At 61.3% G+C, this 21797-nt stretch carries 19 protein-coding genes; 11 read left to right on the top strand and 8 right to left on the bottom strand.

Going from position 1 to position 21797, the window contains the following annotated elements:
* Positions 1 to 83 precede the first annotated feature (83 nt).
* Both ACGYLQ_RS01035 and ACGYLQ_RS01030 read left to right on the top strand, forming a co-directional pair.
* Complete coding sequence (locus tag ACGYLQ_RS01035) at positions 84 to 908, top strand: ABC transporter permease (protein ID WP_067264256.1); 825 nt, start codon at positions 84 to 86, stop codon at positions 906 to 908.
* Positions 905 to 1513, top strand: coding sequence for a COG3650 family protein (locus tag ACGYLQ_RS01030; RefSeq protein ID WP_394439843.1), 609 nt, complete (start codon positions 905 to 907; stop codon positions 1511 to 1513). Before ACGYLQ_RS01035 ends, ACGYLQ_RS01030 begins: the two co-directional genes overlap by 4 nt.
* Before the next feature lie 50 nt (positions 1514 to 1563).
* Here the strand turns inward: ACGYLQ_RS01030 and ACGYLQ_RS01025 are convergent, their stop codons facing one another.
* A complete protein-coding gene (locus ACGYLQ_RS01025) occupies positions 1564 to 2166 on the bottom strand; it encodes an alpha-ketoglutarate-dependent dioxygenase AlkB family protein (RefSeq protein ID WP_394439841.1) in 603 nt (200 codons plus the stop codon).
* Positions 2167 to 2373: 207 nt separating this feature from the next.
* Between ACGYLQ_RS01025 and dnaK the strand changes: the two genes are divergently transcribed.
* The 3 genes from dnaK (at position 2374) to radC (ending at position 6397) form a co-directional block, all read left to right on the top strand.
* On the top strand, positions 2374 to 4296 hold the full coding sequence (gene dnaK / locus ACGYLQ_RS01020; RefSeq protein WP_271688593.1) for a molecular chaperone DnaK: 1923 nt from the start codon (positions 2374 to 2376) through the stop codon (positions 4294 to 4296).
* Positions 4297 to 4378: 82 nt separating this feature from the next.
* Complete coding sequence (dnaJ, locus tag ACGYLQ_RS01015; RefSeq protein WP_067264268.1) at positions 4379 to 5527, top strand: molecular chaperone DnaJ; 1149 nt, start codon at positions 4379 to 4381, stop codon at positions 5525 to 5527.
* 108 nt (positions 5528 to 5635) lie between these two features.
* Positions 5636 to 6397: a DNA repair protein RadC gene (radC, locus tag ACGYLQ_RS01010; protein WP_209216868.1), complete on the top strand. Its 762-nt coding sequence runs from the start codon at positions 5636 to 5638 to the stop codon at positions 6395 to 6397.
* A 10-nt stretch (positions 6398 to 6407) separates the two neighbouring features.
* Here the strand turns inward: radC and ACGYLQ_RS01005 are convergent, their stop codons facing one another.
* The 3 genes from ACGYLQ_RS01005 to secA form a co-directional block, all read right to left on the bottom strand.
* Complete coding sequence (locus ACGYLQ_RS01005) at positions 6408 to 7967, bottom strand: phosphate ABC transporter substrate-binding/OmpA family protein (protein WP_394439838.1); 1560 nt, start codon at positions 7965 to 7967, stop codon at positions 6408 to 6410.
* Positions 7968 to 7986: 19 nt separating this feature from the next.
* Positions 7987 to 8958, bottom strand: coding sequence for a hypothetical protein (locus ACGYLQ_RS01000; RefSeq protein ID WP_394439836.1), 972 nt, complete (start codon positions 8956 to 8958; stop codon positions 7987 to 7989).
* Positions 8959 to 9060: 102 nt separating this feature from the next.
* Complete coding sequence (gene secA, locus ACGYLQ_RS00995) at positions 9061 to 11763, bottom strand: preprotein translocase subunit SecA (RefSeq protein ID WP_067264279.1); 2703 nt, start codon at positions 11761 to 11763, stop codon at positions 9061 to 9063.
* 173 nt (positions 11764 to 11936) lie between these two features.
* On the opposite strand from secA, the gene ACGYLQ_RS00990 reads away from it, so the two are divergent.
* The 6 genes from ACGYLQ_RS00990 to ACGYLQ_RS00965 all read left to right on the top strand — a co-directional run bounded on the left by ACGYLQ_RS00990 (position 11937) and on the right by ACGYLQ_RS00965 (position 16459).
* Positions 11937 to 12785 (top strand): peptidylprolyl isomerase, encoded by an 849-nt coding sequence (locus ACGYLQ_RS00990; RefSeq protein ID WP_209216871.1) that lies wholly within the window; start codon positions 11937 to 11939, stop codon positions 12783 to 12785.
* Between the two features lie 3 nt (positions 12786 to 12788).
* Entirely contained in the window at positions 12789 to 14015 is a 1227-nt protein-coding gene (gene argJ, locus ACGYLQ_RS00985; protein WP_394439834.1) for a bifunctional glutamate N-acetyltransferase/amino-acid acetyltransferase ArgJ, read from the top strand.
* A 4-nt stretch (positions 14016 to 14019) separates the two neighbouring features.
* A complete protein-coding gene (gene mutT / locus ACGYLQ_RS00980) occupies positions 14020 to 14418 on the top strand; it encodes an 8-oxo-dGTP diphosphatase MutT (protein ID WP_067264286.1) in 399 nt (132 codons plus the stop codon).
* A gap of 117 nt (positions 14419 to 14535) precedes the next feature.
* Positions 14536 to 14658, top strand: a complete 123-nt coding sequence (locus ACGYLQ_RS00975; protein WP_271688600.1) for a hypothetical protein — start codon at positions 14536 to 14538, stop codon at positions 14656 to 14658.
* A gap of 80 nt (positions 14659 to 14738) precedes the next feature.
* Positions 14739 to 15656, top strand: coding sequence for a diacylglycerol/lipid kinase family protein (locus tag ACGYLQ_RS00970; protein WP_394439833.1), 918 nt, complete (start codon positions 14739 to 14741; stop codon positions 15654 to 15656).
* A complete protein-coding gene (locus ACGYLQ_RS00965) occupies positions 15653 to 16459 on the top strand; it encodes a metallophosphoesterase family protein (protein ID WP_394439832.1) in 807 nt (268 codons plus the stop codon). Before ACGYLQ_RS00970 ends, ACGYLQ_RS00965 begins: the two co-directional genes overlap by 4 nt.
* Before the next feature lie 9 nt (positions 16460 to 16468).
* Here ACGYLQ_RS00965 and infB read toward each other — a convergent pair whose 3' ends face one another.
* From infB to rimP, 4 genes are read right to left on the bottom strand one after another with little or no spacing between them, the layout of a single operon-like run.
* The gene (infB, locus tag ACGYLQ_RS00960; protein WP_394439831.1) at positions 16469 to 18937 is read right to left on the bottom strand and encodes a translation initiation factor IF-2; all 2469 of its coding nucleotides are present in this window, start codon (positions 18935 to 18937) and stop codon (positions 16469 to 16471) included.
* Positions 18938 to 18946: 9 nt separating this feature from the next.
* Positions 18947 to 19567, bottom strand: coding sequence for an RNA-binding protein (locus ACGYLQ_RS00955; RefSeq protein ID WP_271688604.1), 621 nt, complete (start codon positions 19565 to 19567; stop codon positions 18947 to 18949).
* Between the two features lie 20 nt (positions 19568 to 19587).
* The gene (gene nusA, locus ACGYLQ_RS00950) at positions 19588 to 21216 is read right to left on the bottom strand and encodes a transcription termination factor NusA (protein WP_394439830.1); all 1629 of its coding nucleotides are present in this window, start codon (positions 21214 to 21216) and stop codon (positions 19588 to 19590) included.
* A complete protein-coding gene (rimP, locus tag ACGYLQ_RS00945; RefSeq protein ID WP_067265355.1) occupies positions 21216 to 21794 on the bottom strand; it encodes a ribosome maturation factor RimP in 579 nt (192 codons plus the stop codon). The genes nusA and rimP overlap by 1 nt, the downstream gene beginning before the upstream one ends.
* Positions 21795 to 21797 lie beyond the last annotated feature (3 nt).

Here is a 21797-nt window from a genome sequence, read left to right as displayed (position 1 = left end):
AATTCACTGTTTCCCTTATGCTGCGGAGCTAACGGAACAGCAAGAATTCCGTGCCACGCTAGGGCTTCGTCAAGGACGCGCGCATGTTCCAATCCTCCAGAAAGCCGAAATCCGGCATCGGCTCGGCCCTCGCCATCGCGGAACTGGTTTACCATTCCGTGGTGCGCAACGTGCGCAAACAGCACAACAATGCCTTTATCGCCATCGCGATGAACATGCTGCAAACGGTGATGTTCGTACTGGCCTTCTATGTAATGTTTTCGATCCTCGGGATGCGCGGCTCTGCCGTGCGGGGTGACTTTCTCATCTATCTGATGTCCGGGATTTTCCTCTACCTCACCCATGTGAAAGCTTTGGGCGCGGTGGCGGGGTCTGAGGGACCGGCAAGCCCGATGATGCAGCACGCCCCGATGAACACGATCATCGCCATCGCATCAGCGGCAGTGGGCTCGCTCTATATCCAAGTGCTGTCGCTCTTCGTGATCTTGTTCATCTATCATGTGGCAGTCACCCCGATCACCATAGACCAGCCCTTTGCCGCTTTCGGGATGATGCTGACCGCGTGGTTTACCGGCTGCGCGCTCGGGTTGGTGATGCTGGCGATCAAACCGTGGTTTCCGTCCTTCGTGACGATTTTCTCAACCGTCTATCAACGCGCCAATATGATCGCCTCGGGGAAGATGTTCCTCGCCAACTCCCTGCCCGGCTATATGTTGGCGATGTTTGACTGGAACCCGTTGTTTCACAGCATCGACCAAGCGCGCGGCTTTGCCTTCATCAATTACAACCCGCGCTACACCAGTTGGGAATATCCGCTTTGGGTGGGTCTGGTGCTTTTGATGATCGGACTGATGGGCGAATTCTATACCCGCCGCCATGCGTCGATTAGTTGGAACGCCCGGCGATGAGACTTCTGGCGCTCTTCCTCTGCCTTTGGGCACTGCCTGTCTGGGCGACGCAGGATGCATGGCCCGCCCTGCATGACGTCAGCGGTGTCGCGGCGGATGACGTGTTAAACACTCGCCAAGCCCCGAGTGCCAGCGCCCCGATCATCGGCAGCTTCGCGCCTGACGCCCAGAACATCGAAGTGATCCGCCCCGATGACCATCACGGCTGGGGCTTGGTCAACACGGGCGAAGGGAGCGGCTGGGTCTCTCTACGTTTCCTCACCCGGCAAGCGGGCCAATGGGCCGGTGCGATCCCACCCGTGGCCCATTGCGGCGGGACAGAGCCGTTTTGGTCTTTTGAGGTGACGGGCGAGGCGTTGAACTATCACGCCATGGCAGGCAGCCCGCGCGATTACCGCATCACGCAGTCTGGCCCGGCGCAGGGGCGGCGCGACAGTTTTCATATGATCGCCGAGGGGCCGCAGGGCGCGGCCATCGCCACGCTCACGACGCGCGCCTGTAGCGATGGCATGTCGGACCGCGCCTATGGGCTGGCTGTCGACTTTCTTTTGCAGGGAAATGATGGCTGGCAACATCAGACAGGGTGTTGTTCGCTTAGCCACTGAAGCGACGGACTTTTTGAAAAGTCCGTGCCCGTTTTCTTTTAAAGAAAACGTCACTCCACCACGCGCAGCGTCAAGTTGATCCGCCCGCCTTTGGGCAGCAATGTCGAGGTGCCGGGTTTGATCCGGTCCACGCCGTGATAGGTCAGCCGCGCGTCACCGCCCATCACAACCACATCGCCCGATTGCAGCCAGATCGATTCCGTCTTGCCCCCTCGGGTTAGGTTGCCGATCCGAAACAACCCATCATCCCCCAGAGAGACTGAGACGACAGGCCACTGAAAATCCGCCTCGTCCCGGTCCTGATGCAGCCCCATGCGCGCATCGGCATCGTAGTAGTTGATCAGGCAGCATTCAGGGCGGCGCTCCAACCCGGTCAACTGATCCCAGATCGCCATAATCGGTGCCGGGATCTCGGGCCAAGGCTCACCGTCGGGATGTTCGGTGACGTAACGATACCCGCGCCGATCCGAAAACCAGCCATAGCGCCCTGCCGCGCTCATCCGGACCGACATGCGCCCGCCGCGCGGCACTTCGGGGCGAAAAAACGGCGCCTGGCGCACCACGCCGCGCACCGCCTCCAGCACCTCCTGCTGGGCCGCTCTGCCCAGAAATTCCTTGTGAATATCAAAGGCCCGGAGGCGCAAAGCAGTCATTTTTCGTTCTTCCTCACTCGTTTAGCAAAAACATCACGGAATCGCGACCATCCAGACCAGCCAATGGTTGCAGGGTGCAAGTACCCTCCCTATATACGCTCCGAACCGTCGAAGGCACGTAGTCTTCGATGTCAACAGATCGGGGCAGGATGCCAAAACGGGTCCGCGCCTCGTGTCATCGCCTTAGATTCAAAGAGGGATCGAAACATGTCCAAAGTAATCGGTATTGACCTTGGCACCACCAACAGCTGTATCGCCATCATGGATGGCAGCCAGCCGCGTGTGATCGAAAACGCCGAAGGCGCGCGCACCACGCCGTCGATCGTCGCCTTCACCGACGATGAACGCCTTGTCGGCCAGCCGGCGAAACGCCAGGCGGTCACCAACCCCGAAAACACAGTCTTCGGCGTCAAGCGCCTGATCGGCCGCCGCAACGACGATGCGGATCTGGCCAAAGACAAAAAGAACATGCCGTTCAACGTCATCGACGGCGGCAACGGCGACGCATGGGTCGAAGCCAAGGGTGAGAAATACTCCCCAAGCCAAATCTCGGCCTTCATCCTCGGCAAGATGAAAGAAACCGCAGAAAGCTATCTGGGTGAGGAAGTCTCTCAGGCGGTTATCACCGTGCCTGCCTACTTCAACGACGCCCAGCGTCAGGCCACCAAAGATGCCGGCAAGATCGCCGGTCTCGAAGTGCTGCGCATCATCAACGAGCCGACAGCCGCCGCGCTGGCCTACGGTCTCGACAAAGAGAACACGCAAACCATCGCGGTCTATGACCTTGGCGGCGGTACATTCGACGTGACCATTCTTGAGATCGACGACGGCCTGTTCGAAGTGAAATCCACCAACGGCGACACTTTCCTTGGCGGTGAAGACTTTGACATGCGCATCGTGAACTACCTTGCGGAAGAGTTCAAAAAGGCCAACGGCGTTGACCTGACGCAAGACAAGATGGCGTTGCAGCGTCTGAAGGAAGCGGCAGAGAAGGCCAAGATCGAACTGTCCTCCTCCAGCCAGACCGAGATCAACCAGCCCTTCATCTCGATGGGCAAGGATGGCTCGCCGCTGCACATGGTCATGAAGCTGACCCGCGCCAAGCTGGAAAGCCTTGTTGGTGACCTGATCAAAGCTTCGATGAAGCCCTGCGCCGCCGCGCTGAAGGATGCCGGTCTGTCCGCGTCCGACATCGACGAGGTCGTGCTCGTGGGTGGTATGACCCGCATGCCGAAAGTGGCCGAAGAGGTCTCCAAATTCTTCGGCAAGGAGCCGCACAAGGGTGTGAACCCGGACGAAGTCGTGGCCCTTGGTGCCGCCATTCAGGCCGGTGTTCTGCAAGGCGACGTGAAGGACGTGGTTCTGCTCGACGTGACTCCGCTGTCCCTCGGTATCGAGACGCTCGGTGGTGTCTTCACCCGTCTGATCGACCGCAACACCACGATCCCGACGAAGAAGTCTCAGGTCTTCTCGACCGCCGAAGACAACCAGAACGCCGTGACCATCCGGGTCTTCCAGGGTGAGCGTGAGATGGCTGCCGACAACAAGATGCTCGGTGCCTTCAACCTTGAGAACATCCCGCCTGCGCCCCGCGGCATGCCGCAGATCGAAGTGACCTTCGACATTGACGCCAACGGCATCGTGTCGGTCGGCGCACTCGACAAAGGCACCGGCAAGGAGCAGAAGATCACGATCCAAGCTTCGGGCGGTCTGTCGGATGCGGACATCGAACAGATGGTCAAGGACGCGGAAGAGAATGCTGAGGCGGACAAGTCCCGTCGCGAGCTGATCGAAGCGAAGAACCAGGCGGAATCGCTGATCCACTCGACTGAGAAGTCGCTGGAAGAGCATTCCGACAAGGTCGACCCGACCACTGTTGAAGCGATCGAACTGGCCATTGCCGCGCTGAAAGACGAGCTGGAAACAGACAACGCCGACAAGATCAAGAACGGCATCCAGAACGTCACCGAATCGGCCATGAAACTGGGCGAAGCCATCTATAAGGCCGCTCAGGAAGAGGGCGGCAGCGAGGACACGGCGCAGCCTTCGGATGCTCAGCAAGCCCAAGGTGGCGATGACGACATCCTTGACGCCGAGTTCGAAGATCTGGACGACGACAAGCGCGCGTAAGCGTGTGAAACGGAACCTGTGAAAGGGCCGGTCCGTCAGACGGGCCGGCCTATCACGTTCCAGCGCAGGAGCATGATAACCCATGGCAAAACGTGACTACTACGAGGTGCTTGGCGTTGCCAAAGGGGCCTCTGCCGACGAGATCAAGAAAGCCTATCGCCGCAAGGTGAAGGACCTCCACCCCGACCGCAACAAAGACAACCCCCAAGCCGAAGCCCAGTTCAAGGAAGTGGGCGAGGCTTATGACGTGCTCAAAGACGGTGACAAGAAAGCCGCCTATGATCGCTATGGCCACGCCGCCTTTGAAGGTGGCATGGGCGGCGGGCGTCCCGGCGGCGGCATGGGCGGCGGTCAGGGCGATTTCTCTTCGGCCTTTTCCGACGTCTTCGACGATCTCTTCGGTGACTTCATGGGCCAACGTGGCGGTGGCGGCGGACGCCGTGCCGCACGCGGGGCTGATTTGCGCTACAACCTGCGCATCTCGCTCGAAGATGCCTTTTCGGGCATGCAAAAGTCGATCACCGTCCCGGCCTCGGTCCAATGTGACGCCTGTGACGGCAGCGGTGCCGAAGGCGGCGCGGAACCTTCGACCTGCCCCACCTGTTCGGGCATGGGAAAGGTGCGCGCGCAGCAAGGTTTCTTTACCGTCGAGCGGACCTGCCCGACCTGTTCCGGCATGGGGCAGATCGTCAAGAATCCTTGCAAGAAATGCCGCGGCGCGGGCCGGGTTGAGAAAGAGCGCACGCTCTCGGTCAACATCCCCGCGGGCGTCGAAACCGGCACCCGCATCCGTCTCGCTGGCGAAGGCGAAGCAGGCATGCGTGGCGGGCCTTCGGGCGATCTCTATATCTTCATCGAGGTGGCCGATCACGAGCTATTCGAACGCGACGGACCGAACCTCTTCTGTCGTGTTCCGGTGTCGATGAGCACTGCCGCTCTGGGTGGCAATATCGAAGTGCCCACCATCGACGGGGGCCGTGGCCGCGTGCAGATCCCCGCGGGCAGCCAATCGGGCCGCCAGATGCGTCTGCGCGGCAAGGGCATGCCGCCGCTGCGTGGCGGTGGCGTGGGTGACATGATCATCGAACTGGCGGTCGAGACCCCGGTGAACCTGACCAATAGGCAGAAAGAACTGCTGCGGGAGTTCGAGGGCGAGGCCCAGAACAACAACCCCGAAAGCAGCAACTTCTTCTCTTCCGTCAAATCCTTCTGGGATTCGATGAAGGGTTAACCATCGGGGGGAGCCGTGGATGCGGCTCCCCTTTTTCGGCAGCGTGGTGAACGAAGTTTTAACCGTCCGTTAACCGAATAATAACCACTTTGGCGCGACACTCCGGGCATGACCCGTGCCCCGAGAACCTTGGCTGATCAGCCCCTCCCCTATCTCTTGGACGAAGCGCAAGCGCCGCCGTCCAATACGGGCAAGCAACCCTCTTATATCGCGGATCACCGCCAGCGCCTGCGCAGCCGTTTCATCGACGGGGGCGCGGCGGCCATGCCGGACTATGAGATGTTGGAGCTTGTCCTCTTCCGTGCCATCCCGCGCCGGGACGTAAAACCGCTGGCGCGCGAACTGCTCGACCGGTTCGGCGATTTCAACCGCGTCATCACCGCCCCCGCCGCCCGTCTGCGCGATGTCAAAGGGGTCGGTGAGGCGGTGATTGTGGAGCTTAAGATCATTGAGGCCGCGGCACAGCGGCTGGCCCGAGCGAAGGTGCTGCAAAGGCATATCGTCTCCTCTTGGGACGCGCTTCTGGACTATTGCCACACCACCATGGCCCATCTGGAGATGGAGCAGTTTCGCGTCCTTTACCTCGACCGGAAGAACATCCTCATCGCGGACGAAGAACAGGCGAAGGGTACGGTTGACCATGTCCCTGTCTATCCGCGCGAGGTTGCCAAACGTGCGCTTGAGTTGAACGCCAGCGCGATCATCCTCGTGCATAATCACCCCTCGGGCGATCCTAGCCCGTCACGGTCAGACATTGACATGACCCGACAGGTCGCCGCCGCCTGTGACGCCTTGGGGCTAACCCTGCATGATCATCTGATCATCGGCAAATCGCGCGAGCTCAGCTTTCGCAGTGAGGGGCATTTATAGCGGGGCGCGGTTAGCGCACCCAAACCTCGACTCGCCGGTTGGCCTGACGGCCCCATTCGCTGTCGTCACAGGCAATCGGCATCGCCTCGCCAAAGGCATCGACCCGCAGATCGATGCGCGACAGATTGGCGGTGACCGCAGCCGCGCTGACCGCGCGCTGCACCGCTTCGGCCCGGCGCAGGGCGATTTCGCGGTTGGCCCGCGCGGCCCCCTCGCCATCGCTGAAGCCCACGAACATCAATCGCCGCGCATCATATTGCCCCTGTTCCAAGGCCCGCGCCAATTGCTGCACGTTGGACCGCGACTGCGCATCAAGCCGGATCGACCCGGTCTCGAAGCGGAAAGAGGTGGTGAGCCGCGCCATCGGCACCAGCGTCGCCGTCATGCGCTGCAACTCCTCTAGCGGGGTTTCGACCCCCGCCGTGATGATCGCATTGGCAAAGCGGTTGCCCTGCTCCTCAACCGGGATTTCCTCGGGCGTTTGATCCACGAAACCGGCCCGGCGGATCACGATCTGGGCCGAAGGGCCACGGGTGAAGGCCAGAAACTCCCGCGTGATCAGCGGCAAGCGCCGGGCGGGGAAATAGAGGAACATCGGCGCGGTCAGCGGGTAATCTTCGGTTTTGATCGTCCGCCGTGCGGCATCCAGCGCAAAACCGCAGTTGCCGCCAAGGGTCAGCACCTCGGTCTCACCCTGTTCGGCATAGCTGGTGATGCCTAGGGCAAAAACATCCCGCGCGACCGCTTCGGCCAGCGCATCGGGCATGGCATGACGGGTGACATCAGTGCTCAGTTCCAGCCCGGCGGGGGTGAGCACCTGATCCACGATGGCTTGGCTCAACCCGCTGTCGGCGGTGGGCAGATGCAACTCAATCGGTGCGTCCGGCCCGCCGAGGCGCTGCCAATTCTTGATCTCGCCCGAGAACACCCGCGCCAAGGTCAGCGGCGAGATTTGTTTGACCGGATTAGACGGGGCGACCACGGGCACCACCGCATCAAGCGCCAGAACCCGGCTGCGATTGGCTCCGGTCAGATCACCCAAGCCCGCCTCACGGGCATTGATCCGCTCTTCGCGGCGCACCTCGCGCAGGGCCATGACGACATCAGCCTCATCCGCCAGCAGATCAGCAAAGCCCTCGTTGGTATTGCTCGCCCGGAAATCGAACCGCGCGGCAAACTTGCCGTCATCCTCACGCGAGAGCAGCAGCGCAAAGCGCCCGCTGTCCCCCTCTTCGCGGCTGACGGTATAGCCTTGGCGCGCGGCAAAGGCCTCGATCAGCGCGGGCATCAGCACCGCCCCCATGGTGGCAGAGCCCGAGAAGCGCACCTCGGCCACGAAATCCGCAAGGTTGGGGCAGCCCGGACCGGCGCAAGAGACGCCGCTGCTGTCGACGGTCAACTCGCCATAGTCGGTCTCGACGCGGTAGAATTCGCCGTCGAACCCCAGCAGGGTGCCGCTGAGTTCGACGCTGCCATCGCGCGAGGTCAGTGCGATGTCCTGCGCTGCGGATGCGCCCGCCGTAAAAAGCAAAAGTGCGGCGCTGATCGCCGCACGTTTCAACCCGTTCATCTAGACCTACCCGGTTGCGTCAGTTCTGCGCGACTTTCAGGTCTTGGAGCAAATTATTCAACACCAGAAAGTTGCCGACAGCGTCACAGTCCGGCACGGCGAGGGTCAGGTTCTGGGTTTTCACCGGATCGTCGCCGCGCAGTTCCAGCGCCTGTGCTTCGATCTCAAGCCCGCAGTTCGCCTCGCTCACCTCGGCCTCCACGCTTAACGCGACATCGCCCTCCTGCGCCGTTTTGGCGACCGGGAAGCTATAGACTTCGGCCATCAGCGGCTCAGAAGCCTCAATGTCGCCATTGCGGGTCATGAAGCCCCCTTCGCCCAGCACGGCAGCGGTCATATCGCGCGGCGCACCGGACCAGACATGACCCGCCTCGCCGTAATCCGCGCCGAACTCGCGGGCGTGAAGCTCAAACCCCGCCGTGCCTTTCCATTGCAGCACGACGCGGTTGAAGTCGGATAGTTCGGGGACCGAAGTCTGCGCCACCGCGCCATCACCGTTGCCGAAGGCGAGGATGAAAACAGCCTCTTCCGCCAAGGCCGGGACGGTGACCGACAACTGCCCTTGGTCATCGGTCACTTCGGTAAAGATCATCCCATTATGGTGCACGGTCAGCCGCTCATTCGGCAGACAGGCGGCATCGAGGGTGAGTTTCACCATCGCGGCGGCGACGGCATCCGCTTCGGCAATGATATCACAGGTCGCTGGGATCGCGGCACCGTGGCTTTCCGGGGCGGGCGGCAGGCTTTGGGGCGCTGCGGCCTTGACCACGCGGTCATCCAGTTTTGGCAGCGCGATGGGGCTGTCGAGCGCGGCAGAGGTCAGGGTGATGCCTTCAACCTCAAGCAAGGCGCCATTGTCGGCCACCGGGCGCTGCGCCTCAGCCGCGCCATAGCGCTGCTGCGCGGTGTCGGAGCTTTGCATGACATAGCCAATGCCCACCGCACAGGCCAGAGTGCCGACAGCTGTCAGAATTTCTTTGGTGCGCCACATGACAAGTCTCCTTCAACGGATTCGTTAGAGACTTTATGGGCGCGGATCAGGGCCGGGGTATGGCCCTGAAACGCCAAGTTATGGGCGAAAAGGTGACGCCGCTCAGGTGATCTGACCGTGGCAGTGTTTGAACTTCTTGCCAGAGCCGCAGGGGCAGGGATCGTTCCGGCCCGGGTTGCCCCATGTGGACGGATCGTTCTCGTCAAAGCCGGGGGCTGCGGCCTCGGCCTGTTCAGAGGCCTCATCCGCCGCTTCGCTCGCCGCAGCCTGCATGGCAGCCTGACGGGCGGCCATTTCCTGCATCATCTCGCGGCGTTGCTCTTCGCTCATCGGTTGGATCTGGCCCAGCTTCTGGGTCACGTCCTGCCGCAGACTGTCGAGCATCGTCTCAAACAATTGGAAGGCTTCGTTCTTATACTCGTTCAGCGGATCGCGCTGCGCGTAGCTGCGGAAGCCCACGACCGAACGCAGATGTTCGAGCGTCAGCAGGTGGTCGCGCCATTTGGTGTCGATGGCCTGCAACAACAACTGTTTCTCGATGTTGCGCATGTTCTCTTCGCCAAAGGCCTCGGCCTTCTTGGCCATCAACTCATCCGTGGCCTTCATCAGACGTTCGCGGATCACCTCATCATCCACGCCGTCCTCTTCGCACCATGCGATGATCGGCACGTCGACGTTCAACTGTTCGATCACCGCGGCATAGAAACCTTGGGTATCCCACTGATCGGCGTAGGTCTTGGGCGGCATATAGGTGTCGATCAAATCGTCGATCACCTGCTCGCGCATGTCGGTGACGATCTCATTGAGGTTATCCGCCTCCATGATCTCGCGGCGCTGGCCAAAGATCACCTTGCGCTGCTCGTTCATCACGTCGTCGAACTTCAACAGTTGCTTGCGGATGTCGAAGTTGCGGCCCTCAACCTTCGCCTGCGCCCGCTCAAGCGACTTGTTGACCCATGGGTGCACGATGGCTTCGCCATCTTTCAGGCCCAACGTCGTCAGCACTTTCTCAAGCCGTTCCGAACCGAAAATGCGCATCAGATCATCTTCGAGCGACAGGAAGAACGAGGTGCGGCCCGGGTCACCCTGACGGCCCGAACGGCCCCGCAACTGGTTGTCGATGCGGCGGCTCTCGTGACGCTCGGAAGCCAGAACGTAGAGACCACCGGCCTCCAGCACCTTCTGCTTTTCTTCGGCGTGCTGCGCTTCGATCTGGGCGCGGATGTTGGCCGGGTCGGCCTCAGGGTCGGCATCCAGCGCGTCGAGCACTTTCAACTCGACGTTGCCGCCCAACTGAATATCGGTGCCGCGGCCCGCCATGTTGGTGGCGATGGTCACGGCGCCCAGCTTGCCCGCTTCGGCGATGATCTGCGCCTCTTGCTCGTGCTGGCGGGCGTTAAGCACGTTGTGCTCGATCCCGGCGGCGGTCAGCATGGCGCTAAGCTGTTCGGACTTTTCGATCGAAGTGGTGCCGACAAGGCAGGGCTGCCCCTTGGCGTGGGCCTCTTTGACCCGCTCGATCATCGCCTCGTATTTCTCACGCGCGGTGCGATAGACGGCGTCGTCTTCGTCCACACGGGCAATTGGCACGTTGGTCGGCACTTCGACCACGCCAAGGCCGTAGATCTCGGCGAATTCTTCGGCTTCGGTTAAGGCCGTGCCTGTCATGCCGCCCAGTTTGTCGTATAGGCGGAAGTAGTTCTGGAAAGTGACGCTTGCGAGGGTCACGTTCTCGGGCTGGATGTCGACGCCTTCCTTGGCTTCGATCGCTTGGTGCAGACCGTCCGACAGGCGGCGGCCCGGCATCATGCGGCCCGTAAATTCGTCAATCAACGTCACCGCGCCATCGCGCACGATGTAGTCCTTGTCGCGCTGGAACAGCTTATGCGCGCGCAGACCTTGGTTGACGTGGTGCACGATGGTCGTGCTTTCGGGATCGTAAAGGGTCATCCCCTCTTCGATCAATTCCCGCGCGCGCAGCTGCTCTTCGAGGAACTCATTGCCTTCGTCGGTGAAGGTGACGTTGCGGGTCTTCTCGTCCAGCTCGTAATGCTCATCGGTAAGCGAGGGGATCAGCGCGTCGATGATCTGATACATCTCGGAACGGTCCTGCGACGGGCCGGAGATGATCAGGGGTGTCCGTGCCTCATCGATCAGAATGCTGTCGACTTCGTCCACGATGGCAAAGTTATGCCCGCGTTGCAGCATGTCCGACAGGTTCGACTTCATGTTGTCGCGCAGGTAATCGAAGCCCAACTCGTTGTTGGTGGCATAGGTGATGTCGCAGGCGTAGGCCGCGCGTTTCTGATCCTCCGGCATGCCGGAATAGGCGACACCCGTGGTCAGGCCCAATGCGCCGAAAACCTTGCCCATCCATTCGGCGTCGCGCTTGGCGAGGTATTCGTTCACGGTCACCACGTGCACGCCCTTATGCGTGAGACCGTTCAGATAGGCCGCGAAGGTGGCTGTCAGGGTCTTGCCCTCACCGGTCTTCTGCTCGGCGATATTGCCCTGATGCAGGAAGATACCGCCCAGAAGCTGCGTGTCGAAGGCACGCAGGCCGAGGGTGCGGCGGGCGGCTTCGCGGCAGTTGGCAAAGGCTTCTGGCAGCAGATCGTCAAGGCTTTCGCCCCCGTCGGCCCGTTTGGCCAGTTCCGCGGTGCGCGCTTTGATCTCGTCGTCGCTTAGCTTTTCAAACTCGGGCTCCAGCGCATTGATCCGTGCCACAAGCGGACGGGTCGCCTTGATCTTCCGGTCGTTTGGCGTGCCAAAGACCTTTTTGGCGATTGTTCCGATACCCAGCATGTAATCTCCCGCCGAAGTTATGATGTCTTGCGCCGATCTGGTTGCCGAGCGCCATGGCAGCCCATAGATAGTGGATGAGCCCGCGCCTCTCAGCGCCATAAGGCGATGTAAGGGGCGTGCCATACACTGTCAATGTAGCAGCCCTGCTACGAAGGAAGCGATTGGACCCAACCATGCAAAAACCCCTCACTTTTCTGTCGTCTTTGGCGCTTGCCGCCGCTGTGGCGCTGCCTGTGGCCGCCCAGGACGAACCGGGTCTCGACACGGTTGTTGCCACCGTCAACGACACTGAAATCACGCTCGGGCATATGATCGTCGCCCGCGCGAGCCTGCCCCAGCAGTACCAACAACTGCCCGAGGACGTGCTGTTCAAAGGTCTTCTGGACCAGCTTGTGCAGCAGACGGCCCTCGCCGACAGCTTTACCGGCGAATTGCCGCCGCGCGTAACCCTATCGCTCGAGAATGAGACCCGCTCGCTCACCGCTGGTGAGGCGATCGAAGGCGTCATGGCAGAGCCGGTGAGCGACGAAGAGTTGCAAGCGGCCTATGACGCGCAATACAGCGACGCAGAGCCTGAGCCCGAGTTCAACGCCTCGCATATCCTTGTCGAAACCAAGGAAGAAGCCGACGCGATCAAAGCAGAACTCGATGGCGGCGCGGACTTTGCCGAGCTTGCCAAAGAGAAATCGACCGGCCCCTCCGGCCCCGGTGGCGGCTCCTTGGGGTGGTTCGGCCCCGGCATGATGGTGCCTGCCTTTGAAGAGGCCGTCGCGGGCATGGAAGCTGGCAGCGTGTCCGAGCCGGTGGAAACCCAGTTCGGCTGGCATGTCATCAAACTGAACGAGACACGCACCGCCGAAGCCCCCGCACTGGAAGACGTGCGTGAAGAGCTGGAAACCCAAATCCGCCAGACCAACGTGCAAGAGGCGATCGAAAGCCTGACCGACTCTGCCGAGGTTGACCGCAGCGCGGCCGAAGGCATCGACCCTTCCGTTCTCAACAACATCGAATGGCTGAACTAACTCATGGCTAAATCCCTGGCTGTCTCGCCGCTCGCCCCGGCCCGTTTTCCCGAATTGCCGGTTATCGACGGCGTGACATTCGCCACCATCGTCGCGGGCGTGCGCTATCAAGGGCGCACCGATGTGATGTTGGCGAAACTGGCGCCGGGCAGCGCCGTGGCGGGGGCGTTCACACGTTCCGCCACCCGCGCGGCCCCGGTGCTGGATTGCCAGGCAAAAATCGGCGGGGCCTCGGACGAAGGCGCCGCCATTGTCGTGAACTCGGGCAACGCCAATGCCTTTACCGGGCGGGGCGGCACCGACGCGGTCGAGGCGATCACCGCCGCCGCTGCCGAGGCCTGCGGCGTGCCGCAAGCGCGGGTCTTCACCTCCTCCACCGGTGTCATCGGCGAACCCCTGCCGCATGAACGCATCACCGCCGTGCTGGGTGATCTGCATGACCAGCTTGACCCCGCGGGCATCGAAGACGCGGCGCGTGCCATCATGACGACGGACACTTTCCCCAAAGGGGCCAGCGCCACGGTTGAGATCGACGGCAAAACCGTCTCTATCGCGGGGATCGCCAAAGGCTCGGGCATGATCGCGCCCGATATGGCCACCATGCTGGTCTATATCTTTACCGATGCGGTACTGGCGACGGACGAGCTGCAACAGCGCCTTTCGACCCATACCGAAACAACGTTCAACTGCATCACTGTCGACAGTGACACCTCCACCTCCGATGCGCTGATCATGGCCGCGACAGGTGCCTCCGGTGTCGATGTATCGGGCAATGAAGCCTTCGACGCGGCGCTGCGGGACGTGATGATGGACCTCGCGCATCAGGTCGTCAAAGACGGCGAAGGCGCGCAGAAATTCGTCGAGGTGGCCGTGACCGGTGCCTCCAACGATGACGAGGCCAAGATCCACGCCATGGCCATCGCCAACTCCCCCCTGATCAAGACCGCCATCGCAGGCGAAGACCCCAACTGGGGCCGCGTCGTCATGGCCATTGGGAAATCCGGGGCCGCGGCGGACCGTGACCGTCTGTCGATCCGTTTCGGCGATATCGAAGTCGCCCGCGACGGTTGGCGCAGCCCCGACTACTCCGAAGAAGATGCCGCCGCGCATATGAAGGGTCAGAACATCACCATCGGGGTCGATCTGGGCCTTGGCGAGGGGCAGTGCACCGTATGGACCTGTGACCTGACCCACGGCTATATCGACATCAACGCCGATTACCGGTCCTGACCAGATGAAGACAGTACTGGTTTCCGCCGCGGCCTTGATCGACATCGATGGTCGCGTGCTTTTGACCCAACGGCCCGAAGGCAAGCCGATGGCGGGCCTTTGGGAGTTTCCGGGCGGCAAAATCGAACCCGGAGAGACGCCAGAAGCGGCGCTGATCCGCGAGTTGCATGAGGAACTGGGGATTGAGACATGGGAATCCTGTCTCGCCCCGCTGACCTTTGCCAGCCACAGCTACAGTGATTTCCACCTTCTGATGCCGCTGTTCGCCTGCCGCAAATGGGGCGGCACACCGGTTTCGCGCGAGGGGCAGACCCTGAAATGGGTACGCCCGAACGAAATGCGCGCCTATCCAATGCCCGAGGCAGACGTACCGCTCATATCAATATTGCGTGATTGGCTCTAGCGCAGAGTGGCAGAATTGCACTAGTGATCGCCAATCGCTCAGCATGTTGCGGATTTTTTAACCGAATGCGCACCATCCTGAGGCAGAGTTGTAACATCTGTATGAAAGGGTGCCGACATGTTGAGAACCATCGCAATCGGAAGTTCCATTTACGTTCAGGGTATCTTTGTAAAAATGTTGGCGGGCGGTCGCATGGCCGTTCAGGTCGACGGGAAGATTTTCGAAGGCAAGCCTGTCTGAAAAATCTCATCGGAACGCCTATTGAGGTGAACAAATAGGCGTTCCACCGCGTTTTCCCCGAGCATTTGGCAGGGGAACTTATGTCATCGAAGCGCGCTATCGTCATTCTGAACCGCGGTTCAGGCCGTCAAGACGGTGACCAAGCCGAAAACACGATCCGATCCGCCTTTGCGCGGCATGGGATCACGGCGGAATTCATTCACATCGACAAACGCAACGACCCTGCCAGCGCCGCGCGGGAGGCGCTGTCTAGCGGCGAGGGGATCATCGCCGTCGCGGGCGGGGATGGCACGATCTCGGGCGTGTCCTCGGCCATGGTAGACCACGACCGTCCGCTCGGCATCATCCCGCAGGGCACCTTCAACTATTTTGCGCGGTCGATGGGTATTCCAGAGAACCTTGAAGAGGCGGTCGACGTCATCGCCGCTGGTGACAGCCGCCCGGTGCATGTGGCGACGATCAACGGTGAGACCTTTTTGAACAACGCCAGTATCGGGGCTTATCCCGCCATCCTCAAAACGCGCGAAGGCATCTACCGCCGTTGGGGACGCAGCCGGGTCGCCGCCTATTGGTCGGTGATCAAAGCCTTGATGGATTTCCGCACCTCGCTCAAATTGACCATCGTGGTCGACGGGAAAGAGAGCCAGCTGCGCACCCCGCTCGTTTTCGCGGTGAACAACGCGTTTCAACTGGATCAAATGGGGCTTGATGGGCAGGACTGCATCGCGCGCGGCGATATGGTGCTGCTGGTCGCCCCTGACACCTATCGCTTCGGCCTGCTGCGCCATGCGGTGGCGTTGGCGACAGGTCGCGCGAAACACCACACGGACTACGAAATGCTCTGCGGGTCCGAGATTGAGATACGCATGAAACAGCGCAAACGCTATGTCGCGCGGGACGGAGAGATTGCGGTGATGCGCGGCCCGTATCGGCTCACTCGTGCCAGTTCGCCCATTCATATCTTTGTACCCTCCACGACCGGGAAGACCGTGCGATGAGCCGTTTGATTCACCTATCCGACCTGCACTTCGGCAAAGACCGCCCCGACCTTTTGGTACCGCTCCTAGATGCGGTGAATGGCTATGACCCCGATCTGGTGATCATCTCGGGCGACCTGACTCAACGGGCGCGGGAAAAGGAATATCGCGCCGCGCGGGCTTTTATCGACAGGATCAACGCGCCGGTGCTGAGCGTGCCGGGCAATCACGATATTCCGCTGCACCGCCCCTTTACCCGGTTTTTCGCCCCGTGGCGCTATTACCGGCATTGGATCGATCACGACCTCACGCCGGTGCATGAGGGGGCGGATTTCGTCGCCGTGGGGATCAACACCGTTGATCGGTTCAAATGGCAGACCGGCAAACTGGGCCTGCGCCGTTTGGGCCGCGCCTGCCGCGCCCTGTCGCGCGGGGGGGAAAAGACCCTGCGCATTGCGGTTTGCCACCATCCGCTGGATCACCCCAATGAGACCCACAAGAAGCCCATTCCCGGCGCGAAACGCGCGCTGAGACGGCTCTTGGACTGCGGCGCTGACCTGATCCTGTCGGGTCATCTGCACATCTGGCACGCGGGCACCTTTGCCCATCCAGCGCCTGAGCATGACGGTCATCTGGCGATCCAACTGCACGCGGGCACCAGCCTGTCTTCGCGCCAGCGGGGGGAGCCGAATGATTTCAACCTGATCGATATCTCGCCCCTGCACGTCAATCTGGCGCGGATCAGTTTCGATGACAGCAAGAGGGCCTTCACAAAAGCAGAGGCCCGGCAATTCGACCGGGCCTCTGGGGAATTCATCTTGTAAGCGCTTGGCTTAGGCCAAGGTGCGGGTCACTTCTTCGCGCTCGAAAATCTCGATCACATCGCCGGGGCGGATGTCTTCGTAGTTCTCGAATGCCATGCCGCATTCCTGACCGGACTGAACCTCGGGCACTTCGTCTTTGAAGCGCTTAAGCGTTTTCAGCGTGCCTTCGTGGATCACGACGTTGTCGCGCAGCAAACGCACACCGGCGCTGCGGCGGGCGACGCCTTCGGTGACCAGACAGCCTGCGACTTTGCCCACACCGGTGACCTTGAAGACTTCTTTGATATTGGCGTAGCCAATGAAGTTCTCTTTGATCTCGGCGCTCAGCAAGCCGCTTGCGGCCGCTTTCACGTCATCCACAAGGTCATAGATGACCGAGTAGTAGCGGATTTCGACACCCTTCTGGTTCGCCGTGTTCCGAGCCGAGGCATTGGCACGCACGTTGAAGCCCATGATCGGCGCGCCGGAGGCTTCGGCAAGGCCGACATCCGTCTCGGTGATCGCGCCCACACCGGAGTGCAGAACTCGAACGCGGACTTCGTCGTTGCCGATTTTCTCCATCGCCTGAACGATCGCTTCGGCGGAGCCTTGCACGTCGGCTTTGACGAGGATCGGCAACTCGCTCACGTTCTCATCCGCCTTGGCGTTGGCCATCAGCTGTTCCAGCGTCGTGGCGGCACCGGCAGCGGCGCGCTTGTCCTTGGCGGCCTGCGCACGATACTCGGCAATCTCACGGGCCTGCGCTTCGGTCTCGGTCACGTTCAGCACGTCACCGGCCTCGGGCGTGCCGTTGATGCCCAGCACCTCAACCGGCACCGAAGGCCCGGCTTCTTTGACGCGCTCGCCTTGGTCGTTGATCAGCGCACGAACCTTACCGTACTGCTCACCCACGACGAAGATATCGCCCTGACGCAGCGTGCCGTTCTGAACCAGCACGGTCGCCACAGGGCCGCGGCCCACGTCAAGCTGCGCTTCGATCACCGCACCCACGGCGGCCCGGTTCGGGTTCGCCTTGAGTTCGAGGATTTCCGATTGCAGCGCGATGGCTTCGAGCAGATCGTCGAGACCTTGGCCCGTTGCTGCCGATACTTCGACGTCTTGCACATCGCCCGACATCTTCTCGACGATGACTTCGTGCTGAAGCAGATCGGTACGGACCTTGTCGGCATTGGCGGCGGGTTTATCGATCTTGTTGATCGCCACGATCATCGGCACCTTGGCCGCTTTCGCGTGGGCAATCGCTTCGATCGTCTGCGGCATCACGGCGTCATCCGCCGCGACCACCAGAACCACGATATCCGTCACCTGAGCCCCGCGCGAACGCATGGAGGTGAAGGCCGCGTGACCCGGCGTGTCGAGGAAGGACAGCACGGTGCCGTTGTCGGTTTTCACCTGATAGGCGCCGATGTGCTGGGTGATGCCACCGGCTTCGCCCGCCACAACCTTGGCGTTGCGGATCGCGTCCAGAAGCGAGGTTTTGCCGTGGTCGACGTGGCCCATGATCGTGATGACCGGGGGACGCGATTGCAGATCCTTCGGATCGTCCTCAACCTCTTTGATGACATCTTCGACATCGGCGTCGGAAACGCGCACCACTTTGTGGCCGAATTCCTCAATGATCAGCTCGGCTGTATCGGCGTCGATGGTTTCGTTCTGGGTCACCATCAGGCCGTTTTGCATCAGCGCCTTGACCACCGCGCCGGTCTTCTCGGCCATACGGTTGGCGAGTTCAGAGACCACGATAGCGGGCGGAAGCTGCACGTCGCGCACGATCTTTTCACGCTCGACCTGGCCACCCATCGCTTTTTGACGCGCACGTTCTTGCTTGCGCTTCATCTGCGCCATGGAACGCTGACGGCCACCTTCGCCACCGGCAAGCGCCTGATTGACGGTCAGCTTGCCCGCGCGGCGGCTGTCGCCACCTTTGCTGCGCTTCTTGCTGTCGTCGCGGTCACGGTCCGTGGTTTTGCGCGGTGTCGCGGAGGGCGCAGGTTTGTTGCCCGGCTCGCGTCCAGCGGCAGGTTCCGGTGCGGGGGCAGCAGCAGCCGCTTCGGCCTCTGCTTTGCGACGGGCGTCTTCCTCGGCCTTGGCTTTGAGGCTTTCTTCGCGCTCACGCTCTTCGCGTTCCTTGGCCTCAATCTCGGCCCGGCGACGCTCACGCTCTTCGGCGCGGGCTTTTTCCTCGGCTTCACGCTGCGCGGCTTCCTCGGCCTCACGGGCCTTGGCGGCCTGAACGGCCTTCAGACGGCGCTCCATCTCGGCATCGGTGATGCCTGCGGGGCGCTTCTTGGGATCGCCAATCGGCCCGGCGCCCGGACCTGTTGATTTCTGGCCACCCGGTTTGGGCACCACAACACGCTTGCGCTTGGTTTCGACCACAACGTTTTTGGTACGCCCGTGGCTAAAGCTTTGCTTTACGTTCCCCGGACGTGCGCCACCGCGCAGACCCAATGTTTTCTTGCCGTCACTATCGCTCATGAAGCTCGTCTATCCTTTCGGATGGCCGTTGCCACCCTCGTTTACGCGCACGCCTTTAAGTCTACCGGCTTCCTCTACAACACGTTGCGTGAGTCCACCAGAGGCGAGCGCCCCATGTATCACAGTTTGGCGACCGAATGCCAAACCCAATTCATCGGCTGTCAACCAACCGATGTAATGACCATAGTGTGGGGTGCTCAGCTTGGACTTCCCGCGCCCTGACCCATCTACGGCCTGTATCAATACTTCGGCCTCTTCGGTTTGCAACCAACCCTTGACCTTTTCGTAACCGGCGACCGCCTTGCCCGCCTTGCGCTGGAGCGAGATCAGCTCGACCACCCGCCGCGCCAACTGCTGCTCGACCTCGTCGACCAGCCCGTCGGGCAGAGTGACCGGCTGTTTCGCCGAGCGGGAAAAAGCCTTTTTCTTGATGGCCAATTCCAGCGCCGCACGATCCGCCGCGACATAGATGCCCCGGCCCGGCAGTTTACCCAGAATATCCGGGTAAACCTGATTGTCCGGGCCGACCACGAAACGGATCAACCCGTGTTTCGGCTGCACCTCGCCCGTGGCGATGCACTTGCGTTCCGCACCGTCTGAGCGGTCATTCGAGGCGCCACCGCGTCCCATGTGCAACCCCCGAGGCCCGCTTAGGCCTCGGCCTCCTCGGCGGTTTCGCCGTCTGTTTCTACGTCGTCTTCTTCCGCGTCGTCCTCAAGCTCGGTCGGGTCGACCCAGCCCAACATGACGCGGGCGGTCATGATCATGGCCTGCGCATCTTCGAGGCTCACATTGAAGGGCTCAAGCGCGCCGTCGTCTTTGACACGCTCGCCGTTGACCGTGGTCCAGCCGCCAGCCAGTTCCCAATCGGCACAGGTGGCGAAATCTTCCAGCGTTTTGACGTCGTCCTTGGCCAGCGCTTCTATCATTTGGGGGGTCAGCCCCTCAAATTCAACCAGGCTGTCTTCGACACCCAATGCGCGGGCGTTATCAAGCGCCGCTTTGTTCTGCGCTTCGAGCACGTCGCGGGCGCGGGCCTGCAACTCACCTGCGGTGTCTTCGTCCACACCGTCGATGACCAGCAGCTCGTCGACTTCGACATAGGCCACTTCTTCGAGGTTGGTGAAACCTTCGGAAACCAGAAGCTGGGCGAAGAATTCGTCAAGATCGAGGTTGTCCATGAACAGCTTGGTGCGCAGTTCGAACTCGGCCTGACGGCGCTGGCTTTCCTGCTCTTCGGTCATGATGTCGATGTCGAGACCGGTCAACTGGCTAGCAAGACGCACGTTCTGACCTCGGCGGCCAATGGCGAGCGACAGTTGCTCTTCGGGCACGACGACTTCGATCTTACCGGCTTCTTCGTCGAGAACCACTTTCGACACTTCCGCAGGCTGCAGCGCGTTCACAAGGAAGGTGGGCTGGTCTTCGTTCCACGGAATGATGTCGATCTTCTCGCCCTGAAGCTCGTTCACCACGGCCTGCACGCGGCTGCCGCGCATACCGACGCAGGCACCGACAGGGTCGATGGAACCGTCATGCGAGATCACGGCGATCTTGGCGCGCGAACCGGGGTCGCGGGCAACCGCTTTGATCTCAATGATGCCGTCGTAGATTTCCGGCACTTCCATCTTGAACAACTCGGCCATGAATTCAGGCGCGGTGCGGCTCAGGAAAATCTGCGGGCCGCGCTGCTCGCGGCGCACGTCTTTGATGTAGACGCGGATGCGGTCGTTCGGGCGATAGCTTTCGCGGCCAATCTTCTCGTTCCGGCGCAGGATCGCTTCGCCCGCGCCTACGTCGACGATGACGTTGCCATATTCCTCGCGCTTGACCAGACCGTTGATGATGGTCCCGGCGCGGTCTTTGAATTCTTCGTACTGGCGGTCACGCTCAGCTTCGCGGACCTTTTGCAAGATGACCTGCTTGGCCGACTGCGCCGCGATGCGGCCCATTTCAACCGGGGGCACTTCCTCGACGAAAGTGTCGCCAACCTTGGGGTCGGCCATGTACTGCTTGGCCTGCTCTACGGTGAACTCGGCCTGATAGTTCTCAAGCTCATCATCCTCGACCACGGTGCGGACGCGGGTAAAGGTGGCCTTGCCGGTCTTGCGGTCGATGTCGACCCGGATGTCCATCTCGGCGCCATAGCGGGACTTGGCGGCACGGGCGAGGGATTCCTCCATCGCTTCGACGACCAGACCGGGGTCGATCATCTTCTCGCGCGCCACCGCCTCGGCGGTTTGCAACAGCTCAAGCTGGTTTGCAGATGTAATGGCCATTAGGTGTCTCCCTCAGCAGACTCTTCAGTCTCGATATCATCAAAATCGGTTTCGTCGATCGCACCAGACGCTTTGCGCTGGCGGAGCATTTCCTTGATCAGGTCGTCGGTCAGCACCAGCTTGGCATCGCTGAGCCAGTCGAACTGCAATCCGATGGTGCCTTCTTCGACATTGATCAGCACTTCGCCACCCTCGACGCCAGCCAGCTCACCCTTAAAGCGGCGGCGGCCGTCAATCAGTTCGGTCGTCTCGATCTTGGCCTCATAGCCTTCGAAGGCGTCGAAATCCTTGAGCCGCGTCAGCGGTCGGTCGATGCCGGGGCTCGACACTTCGAGCGAATACTCGTCCAAGATCGGGTCTTCGACATCCAGCACGGCGCCGATGGCCTGCGAGATCTTGGCGCATTCATCCACTTCGATCCCGCCCTCGGGCCGGTCGGCCATGACTTGCAGGGTGGTGGATTTGCCCGACATCAGGCGCACGCGCACCAGTTCAAAGCCCATATCCTCGATCACCGGGGTGATGATCTCGGCCAGGCGGCGGTCGATGGCGGCTTTGGCGATCAGGTCATTCGACATGAG

This window comes from Sulfitobacter sp. 1A12779 (genome assembly GCF_043557315.1).
Classification (GTDB): Bacteria; Pseudomonadota; Alphaproteobacteria; order Rhodobacterales; family Rhodobacteraceae; genus Sulfitobacter; species Sulfitobacter faviae.
The sequence above is the reverse complement of the archived record's forward strand: the minus strand, read 5'-3'. Positions and strand labels throughout refer to the sequence as shown.